The sequence below is a fragment of the Terrihabitans aquatilis genome (assembly GCF_052542005.1).
In genome coordinates this window covers 572,232-581,620 of the sequence record NZ_JBOCUO010000002.1, presented here as the reverse complement: position 1 = coordinate 581,620, position 9,389 = coordinate 572,232, and the positions used below count along the sequence as shown (strand labels likewise).

Genomic DNA, 9,389 nt, shown 5'->3' with positions numbered 1-9,389 from the left:
AATGCTCCTTTGCGGTGGCGGTTGCGGAAGGGATCACGGTTCCAGAGCCGGGTCGGCAGAACGCCATCGGAAGCGGCCGTCGCCGGCCTCGTCAGTCCAGACGGGGATTACGCGGGCGGTGATCGAGCTGGTGGGAAGCGGACCGAAATATCGGCCGTCGAAGCTGTCGGCGGCGTCCCAGTTCATCAGGAACACCTCGTCTTCGCCGAGCTGCCGGCAGCCTTGCCAGGACGGCAGAGGGCGGCCCAGCGCATCACGTTCGCGGGCGTCCCCATAGGCATGGTCATAGGCGAGTATCGTCGTGCCGCGCCGGCAGACGATCGTGCCCGAGAGGGCGAGGACGCGCTTGATGAGCGGGACGTTGCGGGCGAGATAGCCGCGCTCGTTGAGGAACTCGGCGAGCGGCGCGGGGGGCATCACCGCAACGAGATCGGCGACGTCGATCCGGCCAATCGGCTCGATGGCGTAAAGCCCGATCGGAACGCTGGCCGAGGCGTTCCAGATGAAGCGGGGGCCGTGCCCGGTCCATACGGGCGCAGCGACCAGGGCTGCTCCGGCGAGCATGGAAAGGAGAGTGATGCGGCGTCTCGTCATCGCTCATGCTCCGCGTCTGAAGCGGGCCGCGGGCCGATTCCACCGAGCGGGAGGACGGCGGCGATGCGCGCGCGGGCGCGCTCGGCCATGTCGGCGTCGATCTCGCAGCCGAGATAGCGGCGGCCGGCGAGCCGGCAGGCTTCACCGGCCGCGCCCGAGCCTGCGAACCAGTCGCCGACCAGACCGCCCGGCGGGCAGCTCGTGCGGATCAGGATCTCCAGAAGCGCGGACGGCTTTTCGGTCGGATGGATGGCCCGACCGTGGGCGTTGCGGACGAAGATGACCGACCGCATGATGCGCGGCCCGCCGTCATGGCTGACATAGTGGCCGGCGCCGATCTGGCCGGTGTGCGGCGGGCGTTGTTTCCGGCGCACGGTGCGCGCCGTCGCATCGGCCGTCGTCTGCACGTCATTGTAGATGTCGCGCCAAGCGGACTCGGCCGGGTAGAATTGGACGGCGAGTTCGTGAACGCGCTTGATGCGGTCAGCGTGGAAGCTGGTGCCGTTCTGCTTTTCCCAGACGATCTCCTGAGCGAGACGGAATCCGGCATCGGCGAACAGGTCGGCGGTCGCCATGAACGACCGCAGCGAACCGAAAACCCATAGCGAGCCGCTGTGTCGGAGTGCGGCGCGTGCGAGCGGCAGCCATCCCGCGACGCGGCGGTCCCAGCCAAGCGAGGTTTCTCCGTAGGGCGGGTCCGCGAGGATCATGTCGAACGGCCCTCGCGCGGGCATGAGGTCACGACAGTCTCCGGTGAGGAGCACCGCCGCATGATCCTGCCGCTGCGTTGACTGGAGGTCGGGACGATCCGGGCGGCGCGGGATCATGGCGTAATCTCCCGCCGCAAGAGCCAGAGCCGGTGCCGTTCGGGGGTGTAGGCACGCGGCTCCTGGCCGACCGTCAGGCGACTGTGAACATGCCGCCAATGGTCGGGAGCGGCCTCGGCCGGATCGAGGCCGAGGGCCTCAACGGCGTCGATGGCGAGCAACACCTTTTCGACCTTGGGCCAGCCTTTGATCGACAGCAGCAGCTCGCCGCCTCGCCGCACGAAGGGGAGCGTCTGATAGGCTTCGCCGGGGCGCACCGCTCGGGCAATGTCGATGCGGGAGACGACTGTTCCATAGCCGTTAGAGGCCCACCGGACGAAAGCGATGACGCTATCCGGCGTGAAGCTGACGATGCGGCGAAATCGGTCAATGCGCTGCTCCGCGGCCGGATGTCCGAAGCGAAGCCAGTGCTCGACACGGCCTTCGCGCCAGGTCAGCTCGACATGGGTGAGGTGCGGTGCAGCCTTGTAGGCACCGCGCACGTCGGCGGGAGGCCTCATCGGTCGCCTCCCGCGTCGAGATCGAGAGGAAGCGTGACGGCTTCGGCGTTGTGCGTCCCGGGAGCGTCGGCCGTGCCGTTGCCGGGGCCAACGACCGGGTTTTCCCCATCTTCCGGGCCCAGAAGAAAGTTAGAATCTCTGTTAGATTCTCTGTTAAGGCCCGGAATCGCACTTTCCGGCCAGAGGCTTAGCTGGGGTTTGTGCGCCTGATCTCCCGATAGGATTGCGCCTGATCTCCCGATAGTGCGTGCGCCTGATCTCCCGATGGTTTCCACAGGACCATCCACAGGCCCGCGGGAATCTCCGGCAGGGAGAAAGCGCAACATCTCTCGGCGGCCGTCGCGTTCGACGCGCAGGCGGTATCCTGGCAGCGGCTGGCGGGCCGCTATGCGGCGGATGTCGATGGCGAAATCAGAGACACGCGCGAGGCTGCCGGACTTCTCGTGAAGGTGCGGAACGTCGAACAGCCAGCCATGCGGCTGGTGGCCTGCATGCTTGCGCGCGACGCGGTAGAGCCAGCGTTCGATGCCGCCCTTGAGCCGGAAGTAAGCGGGGTCGATCGCCAGCACCAGCGAGCGGTCGACGACGCCGCGATAGAACCAGTCGGGCAGGACGAACTCCATGCCTTCGACGCGGCCGGAGTGCGTCGTCAGCTCTTCCCATTCGTTCACCCAGGAGAACTGATGCCGCCGCCAATGCTCTCCGTGCCGGATGGTCGTGCGCACGGCCGTCGATTGCAGTCGGGTGAGCGCTGCTTTGAGCAGGCGGTAGTCGCTGGCTCCGGTCTCGCGGCCGATGGCGGTGAGCAGATGGTAGGGTGTAAAGCGCAGGAACCGTGATGTCGAAAGGCCGTGGTTCTGCGCCTCGACGATCTGGCTGGCGGCCCAGATCAGCACGTCCGCATCCCATATGGTGGCCATGCCGTGCTCCGCCACGGCATAGACCTCGACGCGGATCTCGCCCGACTCGTAGAGGATCGGACGGGTGCGGCGGGACTTCGCGAGAGAGAAGAACGGGCGCTCCATGAGGTCGCGCTGGTCGCGCGGCACGGCGGCACCCGTCGCGACCACGAAGGGGTCGAGGGTGGAGCGTTCAGATGCGGCAAAGCGACGGCGCGGCACGGTTGCCTCAGCGCGCATAGCGGCCGGAATGGGCCGGTGGCTGGGGATCGTGGCGCTTGGCCGGCAGGACGGTGCCGCGCGGATCGGACGTCGAGGTGACGGCACCGCGATCGGCCCAGGCTTCCAGGTCGTCGACGGCGTAGACGACGCGGCCGCCGAGCTTGCGATAAGCGGGGCCGGTGCCGTAAGTGCGATGCTTTTCCAGTGTGCGGGGCGACAGCCCGAGAAACTCGGCCGCTTCCTTGGTGCGCAGAAAGCGCGGCGGCAATGCCGCTATTTTGGTGGACATAATCGGGCCTCCGTGGGTTCGTCAGGAGCCGCTGCCGATTGGCGGCGGATGGAGGCCACGGTGGCGAAGGAAGGACGCGAGGGGGGAGGACGCAGTTAGGGGGTGCCTAATTCGAACACCCATCGACGCCATTGAGCTAAGCGCGGTGGGCCGATGCCCGCCCGCGTCTATGGCGTGAGATCACGCAAACAAGGTTTGCAGACTGTGAGGAGGAAGGTGGGAAATCGTGCGTCGATGGGACGCTGCCAGCGCGGTCGGGTCAGGCGACTTCGCGGATGCGCAGCTCGACATGGAGGCCAGCGGAGGCCGCCATGTTGACAAGCGTGTCCAACGCGAACAAGTCGATCTTGCCGCGCACGAGATCAGACACGCGCGGCTGTGTGACACCGAATACCTTGGCCGCGTCGGACTGGCTCATGCCGGTGCGGTCGATATGGTCCTTCAGGGCCATCATCAGCGCCGAGCGGAGCTTCATGTTCTCGGCCGCGGCGGGCGTGTCTTCGATGGCGTCCCACACGTTCTTGAAGCGGTTCTTGCTCATCAGCCCAACTCCTTCATCAAGTCCCGATACCGCCGTGTGGCCAGATCGAGATCGGTCTTTGCGGTGCGCTGCGTCTTCTTCTGGAAGCAATGCAGCACGTAGACAGCATCGGCGAACTTCGCGACGTAGATGACGCGGAACGCGCCGGACGCATCGCGTATTCTGATCTCCTGAACGCCCTGCCCGATGGTGGGCATCGGCTTCCAGTCGTCGGGCTGGCGGCCGCTCTGCACCTGATCCAGTTGGTGACCGGCCTCACGCCTCGCCGAGGTGGGAAATGCGCGCAGATCGTCGAGGGCGCTACCCCGGAACTCGACAGGCTTCGGCTCAGGCATCTCATCTCCTATACAAAATTTTGTATGGATTGGCAAGATGGCGCATCGCGGTCAGGCATGACGACGCCGCTGGTGGAGGAGCCGCCGATAGCCGCCCGCGATCATGGCCCGTCCGTCCCGAACGAGCCGGTTGACGCGGCCTCGCCAGGGTGAGGTTTTCCACGGGTGCTCAGCCGTGCGGGAGGGACCAAACAGCACCTCGGCTATCTCCCGCAAGCTGGCCTGCTGCGCGCGGCCGTCGACGGCCTGAAGCATCAGGCGCAGCTTGCGGCGCTGCTGCATGGTCAGGCGCCGGTCAACCGGAACGGGGCGACCGAGAAGGGCGCGCCAGAACCGCTCGATCTCCTGAAGGCGGTCGAACGCGTCGGCGTCGAGCAGCACGAGCGCGGCCAGTGGCGCGCCGGGCGAAGTCCCGTCAAGGACAAGGAGTTGGACGTCAGCGCCGGCATCTCGATAGCGCAGATGCAGGCCGTCGGAGGCTACGATCGCGCGGCCGAGATCGAGCGATGCCGAACCTTCGCCGACAGGAAGCTCACGAGGAACCGCGACGAGCGGCAGCACGCCGCTGTGACTCTCCGCCGACCAGAGGACGAGTTGATCCACCCATGTATGGGACGGCATCGCCGGGAAATCGCAACCCCCAGCGGCGCTGGATAACCTCCTCAAGCTCGGTCCTGTCCGGCGCTTCGCGCAGGAGCGTTTCGTAGTCGTGCTGGTAGTGTGCGTTGCGACGCAACCATTCCCAAGCGAACCCGGCGGCCGGCACATGATCGAGGTAATCGTAGGCGGCCTCGTCTCGCCAATGGGATGTATCGGGAACCATCGGTGTCCTCCCCGAAATCTACACATCCGAATGTTGATTGATTCCGAGGCAACGCGTTTCTGTGAAGCCAGCGGTGGCGCAACAGGTGTCGGGTGTCGCGCAATGCTTGTTCAGTGACGACTTTGCCGAACCATCTCGCGGTAGAAGTGCTCGCTCGTCCAGCGGGCGCGAGCAAGATGGGCGGTGTGGACACGCAAGGCGCGCTCAGGCTCCTCGCAAGGGTCGATCCCGAATAGGATTTCGACCGCCTCCTCCCAATCGGAACCGCTGGCTTCGGCGTGCAGCAGACGCATGTAGAGCTTGAAATGTGCCCGGTCGTATTCGGTGAGTTCGTCACTCAGGGGCGGTTCTTCGAGGAAGGCGGAGCGAGTCACGGTCAACATCCGTCTCAACACGATTTCGTCAAGGCCGCCGCGCAGGCAATCATTATTTCAGCTTGCCCGCGATGGGTAGCGGGAATCCTCGGCCGTGGAGAATGTGCGTGCGCGAGGCAGTCAGGACGTGATCGTAGCGTTCGGCCTTTGAACCAGCATGACACCGCGCCCGCCTTCGGTCGCGATGAATACGACGCCGGCCTTTTCGAGCGCGCGCTGAACTTGAACTCGCGTCGACTCGTGGACTTTCAGGTCGCGCCTGTCTTCGAGGCGTTTGAGGGCGGTCAGCGATACGAGGGCCTCTTCTGCTAGCGCTTCTTGTGTCCAATCAAGCAACGCCCGCGCGGCCCGAACCTGTCGGGCAGTGATCATGCCACAGATCACCGCCACAACTTGGGGCGTAGGCGCCAGAAATACGGCTATTATAGTCGTTTTTCGCGGTAGACATCAAGCATTCTCAGAGGCGTCGGCCGCTAGAAGGTGCGTCGGTGGAGAGCGCCGCTCGCCGGTGATTCGAGCACCGGCGGCGGCCCGGCCTGTCACGCCGCATGCGGGTCGAATGTGTGAATGACTGCGCCATCGTCGCCGTCGTATTCGGATTCGGGCATGACGCCGAAACTGCCGTCTCCGGCTTGGAAGACGACGATGCTCACCATGAGCGAGATGGCGAGGCTCCAGGCGCGTTCGAAGGCGAGGTTGCGGGAGAGTGGCATTGTCTTTGCTCCTGTCTTGATGCGGGGAGCATCCCCGCGACAGGCGCCGGACTTCCGGGTTGCGGCCGCGATCACCTCGGAAGGCGCAGCCGCACGAGGCGGCACGCCAACGGCGTAGCCGACCCTTTACGGGTTGAACGTCAGGTCCGCGTTCCGGTGGACGGAATGCGCTATGAAGCGGGAGGATCGTCCGGATTCAGGGAGCAAATGCCGCGCCCCCGAAGCCCCGGCGTTCTGCCCCGGAGTCTCCTCTTGCGCGGGAAAGCCGAATGGACGTGATGGGTGTCGAAGGAAGGATAAGAGCGCGGCGGAAGCAGGCGTCCGCGGCAGCGCGACGACGGCGGGATGCGAGGCGGCGCGGCGCGATGGGAAACGACAGGGTTCGCCGCAGCGTCCTGCCGGCCGGTGAACATGACTAAAGCCCCGGCGGCTCTCGCCGCCGGGGGCTTGATCGGACGCCTCAGAAGGGGATTTCGTCGTCGGGATCGTTGGCGCCGCCGCCATCGTTCGAGCGCTTCGGCCAAGCCTGAAACTCGATCTTCTCGGCGATGACCTCGGTGGTGTAGCGCGTGACGCCTTCCTTATCCGTCCACTTCGAGGTCTTGTTGCGTCCGATCACCAGCACCTTCATGCCCTTCACGCACTTCTCGGCGGACTTGGCCTGGCCGTTGAAGGCGGCGACCCGGTGCCATTCGGTGTCCTGCACGGCGCGGCCGTTCTCGTCCCGGACGATGTTGCCGTCAGCGTAGCGCGGGCGCGAGGTGGCGAGAGAGAAGTTGGCGACGCGGTTGCCGTTGCCGGTGTTGCGGATTTCGGGATCGGCGCCGAGATTGCCGTTGAGGATAACGATGTTGGTCATTTCATGTCTCCGTTTGCTCTCGCCGGAGGGACCGTCCCTCCGACGTGAACCCGGCCAAGGCCGGCGGAAGCCGTTTGCAATCGCCGACTCGTCGGCGGCTTGCCCTCACGCCCCGAGTGGTGCGGGCAGGCGCTTCAGCGCCAACACGGTCGGAAAGGCGTGGGGGTTGCGGGCGGCGGCCGAACGGACTTAGGGATTCATCGAGGAGGAGGGATATGTCCTTCCGCAGAACCCAAACGGGGCGAAGTGCCGAAACACCGTCCTCTTCGGCAAAGACTTGGTATCGAGACCGCATCTAACGTCAAAACCAGATGCGCCGTCGACCTTCCTTTCTCAGCCGCATTCCGGTTCGGAGACGGAACCGTCCACGGGCGGGGTGGCTCGGACAGGAGACAGTGTTTGGCGCCCGTCGCGGCTCGACGTCGCACATGAACGACGACGTGCGAAGTGCATGAAGCTGAGTGATCCGGTGAAAGCGACGATCGAACGTGGATTCCATAGGCGTTGAGATGGACCCCGCCGAGGTATCGGCCGATGGTGAGTTTTCGTCGGCCGCTGTGGGGAACTAGGCGGTCGGCACCGATCTCAAGCCGATCCTCAAGCGACAGTCCGATGCCGATGCACTCGGTGGTCATCCGTCCCGGCTTTAGTCGAATCGGGCGGCAAGCACCTACCGCGACAACGCGGCCTCACCGAGCGCGTTAAGATTCACGATCGCGGCGATGCCGACAATGACGCCGGCGGTGATGCCAACCGAGTTGAGGAGGATTGCGGAATCTGTGGCGTTCTTCAAAATGCCGTAGATCAGAGCATAGCCGGCGATGAACGCGGGGATTGCGAAGACAGCGAGCGCGAAAAGCCGAACCGCCGGGTTCCTGGCAATGCCGACGACCGCGATCACGAGGGCGACGGACGCCAGCGCAGCACCGAGCGCCGCGAGTCCCGACATGAGGACGCCCGCCTCCGTGGCATAGACCCACTGGAATGCCGTTAGCCCGACCATGAACGGAAGGGCGTAGATGGCGAAGTAATATGCGATGACGCACACCACGATCGCGGCGGTGATCGCAAGCAGGATGAGTGACATGGCGGCCTCCTTGCTAGACGGTAGAATCGCCCGAAACACTATCGCGGGCAAGGTGTTTATTTGCGGCGCACGGCGATGAACGGCGAAGCTGCGAGCCTCGTCATCGGCGGCACCGGGATGCTCTCCGAGAGGATGCGGCGGCTTGCGCCTCGCTGCTTGCGGTCGCTACAGGAGCCGTGACGGTGGGCTTGGGGGGCATTGCCGCGCCGACACGTGGACGCTCTCGGATCGTCGGCAAGCCGGTGTCCGTCGACGGGAGGAAGGTGGCGCTCACGCGCCACCTTCATACATCCGGGCCGGAATGCCTAGCTTGCGGGCCTTGTCGTAGATATTGCCCTGAATCCCGCCGGTGCCAAAGACGAGGACGCCGACCGGGAGGATTTCGAGCATCGCGTCGTTGCGCTTGTAGGGCGCTTGCTTCGCCGGATACTTCTTGAAGTCCGGCTTCAGCGGGATCTGCTTGACCTTGCGGTCATCTGCCCAGCGGGCGGCGATCTTCTCGGCGCCGCGATCGGAGCCTCCGTGCATCAGCACCATGTTGGGCCGCTTCTCAAGGGCCTGGTCGAGCTTCGCCCAGATGAAGTGGTGGTCGTTGAAGTCGGTGCCGCCCGAGACCGCAACTACCGGACCGGAGGGTAGCATCACCTCGTTCTCGGCGCGGCGCCGGGCAGCCAGGAAGTCGCGGCTGTCGATCACCGCCGCCGTCAGGTTGCGATGGTTGACCAGCGAGCCGGTGCGCGGCCGCCACGGCGTGCCGGTCTGGCGCTCGAAGTGATCACTGGCCTGGTCGCGCATCAGCTCGAAGGCGTTGCGCCGCTCGATCAGGGTCTGGCCCTCTGCCGTCAGGCGCTCCAGCTCGGTGGATTTCACTTCCGAGCCGTCCTGCTCCCGCTGAAGCCGGCGCTGGGCAAGTTCGTTGTCGTCAAGCTCGCGTTCGATTCGGCCGGCTGCGCGGTGGAACAGGTTGACCGTTCCCCAGAGCAACTCGTCGAGATCGGGTTCAAGGCGGGTATCGCCGAGCGTGGCAACCAGGGCGTCGAAGATGTCGGCGATGGCGCCTGCCACCATGTTGCCCTCGGGCAGCGGGCGAGGATCGGGTTCATCCTCGAATGGGCGGTAGCCGTAGAGCTGCAACTCGTTGAGGACGTGATCGGTTGGGGACGAGGTGTGGACCGGCTCGAAATCGTCGTCGTGTTGGGTCATCCCGGTGCTCCTTGTGAGGTAGCCGCGACCGCCGCGGCCTTCATGGCGACGAAAGCCCACGGGCGGGACGGTCTGGCAGTCCCCGCGCTTTCGCGGGGGCCTCGATGGCCGGGTCCGGCTAAT

The 9,389-nt window shown here is 65.3% G+C and carries 15 protein-coding genes; all 15 read right to left on the bottom strand.

All coding sequences use genetic code 11. From position 1 onward, the window contains the following. Positions 1-33: 33 nt before the first annotated feature. Entirely contained in the window at positions 34-594 is a 561-nt protein-coding gene (locus ACQ6S1_RS08835) for a S26 family signal peptidase (RefSeq protein WP_445040807.1), read from the bottom strand. Continuing rightward, complete coding sequence (locus ACQ6S1_RS08830; protein WP_445041254.1) at positions 591-1,328, bottom strand: DNA-methyltransferase; 738 nt, start codon at positions 1,326-1,328, stop codon at positions 591-593. The genes ACQ6S1_RS08835 and ACQ6S1_RS08830 overlap by 4 nt, the downstream gene beginning before the upstream one ends. Positions 1,329-1,417: 89 nt before the next feature. Further along, positions 1,418-1,921: a DUF2840 domain-containing protein gene (locus ACQ6S1_RS08825; RefSeq protein WP_445040806.1), complete on the bottom strand. Its 504-nt coding sequence runs from the start codon at positions 1,919-1,921 to the stop codon at positions 1,418-1,420. Next, on the bottom strand, positions 1,918-3,060 hold the full coding sequence (locus ACQ6S1_RS08820; protein ID WP_445040805.1) for a replication initiator protein A: 1,143 nt from the start codon (positions 3,058-3,060) through the stop codon (positions 1,918-1,920). Before ACQ6S1_RS08820 ends, ACQ6S1_RS08825 begins: the two co-directional genes overlap by 4 nt. After that, entirely contained in the window at positions 3,050-3,331 is a 282-nt protein-coding gene (locus tag ACQ6S1_RS08815) for a helix-turn-helix transcriptional regulator (RefSeq protein ID WP_445040804.1), read from the bottom strand. Before ACQ6S1_RS08815 ends, ACQ6S1_RS08820 begins: the two co-directional genes overlap by 11 nt. Positions 3,332-3,590: 259 nt before the next feature. Then, positions 3,591-3,872 (bottom strand): helix-turn-helix domain-containing protein, encoded by a 282-nt coding sequence (locus ACQ6S1_RS08810; protein WP_445040803.1) that lies wholly within the window; start codon positions 3,870-3,872, stop codon positions 3,591-3,593. Beyond that, entirely contained in the window at positions 3,872-4,207 is a 336-nt protein-coding gene (locus tag ACQ6S1_RS08805; protein ID WP_445040802.1) for a type II toxin-antitoxin system RelE/ParE family toxin, read from the bottom strand. Before ACQ6S1_RS08805 ends, ACQ6S1_RS08810 begins: the two co-directional genes overlap by 1 nt. A gap of 51 nt (positions 4,208-4,258) precedes the next feature. Beyond that, positions 4,259-4,828, bottom strand: coding sequence for a DUF2285 domain-containing protein (locus ACQ6S1_RS08800; RefSeq protein ID WP_445040801.1), 570 nt, complete (start codon positions 4,826-4,828; stop codon positions 4,259-4,261). Next, entirely contained in the window at positions 4,740-5,030 is a 291-nt protein-coding gene (locus ACQ6S1_RS08795; protein ID WP_445040800.1) for a transcriptional regulator domain-containing protein, read from the bottom strand. Before ACQ6S1_RS08795 ends, ACQ6S1_RS08800 begins: the two co-directional genes overlap by 89 nt. A gap of 110 nt (positions 5,031-5,140) precedes the next feature. Beyond that, positions 5,141-5,413 carry a DUF2285 domain-containing protein gene (locus ACQ6S1_RS08790; RefSeq protein ID WP_445040799.1) on the bottom strand — a complete coding sequence of 91 codons (273 nt, stop codon included), beginning with the start codon at positions 5,411-5,413 and terminating at the stop codon, positions 5,141-5,143. 111 nt (positions 5,414-5,524) lie between these two features. Continuing rightward, complete coding sequence (locus ACQ6S1_RS08785; RefSeq protein ID WP_445040798.1) at positions 5,525-5,776, bottom strand: helix-turn-helix domain-containing protein; 252 nt, start codon at positions 5,774-5,776, stop codon at positions 5,525-5,527. 167 nt (positions 5,777-5,943) lie between these two features. Continuing rightward, positions 5,944-6,117, bottom strand: coding sequence for a hypothetical protein (locus tag ACQ6S1_RS08780; protein ID WP_445040797.1), 174 nt, complete (start codon positions 6,115-6,117; stop codon positions 5,944-5,946). Between the two features lie 460 nt (positions 6,118-6,577). Continuing rightward, the gene (locus ACQ6S1_RS08775) at positions 6,578-6,976 is read right to left on the bottom strand and encodes a single-stranded DNA-binding protein (RefSeq protein WP_445040796.1); all 399 of its coding nucleotides are present in this window, start codon (positions 6,974-6,976) and stop codon (positions 6,578-6,580) included. Between the two features lie 670 nt (positions 6,977-7,646). Then, positions 7,647-8,063, bottom strand: coding sequence for a hypothetical protein (locus tag ACQ6S1_RS08770; protein ID WP_445040795.1), 417 nt, complete (start codon positions 8,061-8,063; stop codon positions 7,647-7,649). A 270-nt stretch (positions 8,064-8,333) separates the two neighbouring features. After that, positions 8,334-9,266, bottom strand: coding sequence for a DUF2493 domain-containing protein (locus ACQ6S1_RS08765; protein ID WP_445040794.1), 933 nt, complete (start codon positions 9,264-9,266; stop codon positions 8,334-8,336). Positions 9,267-9,389 lie beyond the last annotated feature (123 nt).

Coding starts and splice junctions, on each gene's coding strand:
- ACQ6S1_RS08835 (WP_445040807.1), bottom strand. CDS start 594: ATGACGAGACGCCGCATCACTCTCCTTTCCATGCTCGCCGGAGCAGCC.
- ACQ6S1_RS08830 (WP_445041254.1), bottom strand. CDS start 1,328: ATGCCCGCGCGAGGGCCGTTCGACATGATCCTCGCGGACCCGCCCTAC.
- ACQ6S1_RS08825 (WP_445040806.1), bottom strand. CDS start 1,921: ATGAGGCCTCCCGCCGACGTGCGCGGTGCCTACAAGGCTGCACCGCAC.
- ACQ6S1_RS08820 (WP_445040805.1), bottom strand. CDS start 3,060: ATGCGCGCTGAGGCAACCGTGCCGCGCCGTCGCTTTGCCGCATCTGAA.
- ACQ6S1_RS08815 (WP_445040804.1), bottom strand. CDS start 3,331: ATGTCCACCAAAATAGCGGCATTGCCGCCGCGCTTTCTGCGCACCAAG.
- ACQ6S1_RS08810 (WP_445040803.1), bottom strand. CDS start 3,872: ATGAGCAAGAACCGCTTCAAGAACGTGTGGGACGCCATCGAAGACACG.
- ACQ6S1_RS08805 (WP_445040802.1), bottom strand. CDS start 4,207: ATGCCTGAGCCGAAGCCTGTCGAGTTCCGGGGTAGCGCCCTCGACGAT.
- ACQ6S1_RS08800 (WP_445040801.1), bottom strand. CDS start 4,828: ATGCCGTCCCATACATGGGTGGATCAACTCGTCCTCTGGTCGGCGGAG.
- ACQ6S1_RS08795 (WP_445040800.1), bottom strand. CDS start 5,030: ATGGTTCCCGATACATCCCATTGGCGAGACGAGGCCGCCTACGATTAC.
- ACQ6S1_RS08790 (WP_445040799.1), bottom strand. CDS start 5,413: ATGTTGACCGTGACTCGCTCCGCCTTCCTCGAAGAACCGCCCCTGAGT.
- ACQ6S1_RS08785 (WP_445040798.1), bottom strand. CDS start 5,776: ATGATCACTGCCCGACAGGTTCGGGCCGCGCGGGCGTTGCTTGATTGG.
- ACQ6S1_RS08780 (WP_445040797.1), bottom strand. CDS start 6,117: ATGCCACTCTCCCGCAACCTCGCCTTCGAACGCGCCTGGAGCCTCGCC.
- ACQ6S1_RS08775 (WP_445040796.1), bottom strand. CDS start 6,976: ATGACCAACATCGTTATCCTCAACGGCAATCTCGGCGCCGATCCCGAA.
- ACQ6S1_RS08770 (WP_445040795.1), bottom strand. CDS start 8,063: ATGTCACTCATCCTGCTTGCGATCACCGCCGCGATCGTGGTGTGCGTC.
- ACQ6S1_RS08765 (WP_445040794.1), bottom strand. CDS start 9,266: ATGACCCAACACGACGACGATTTCGAGCCGGTCCACACCTCGTCCCCA.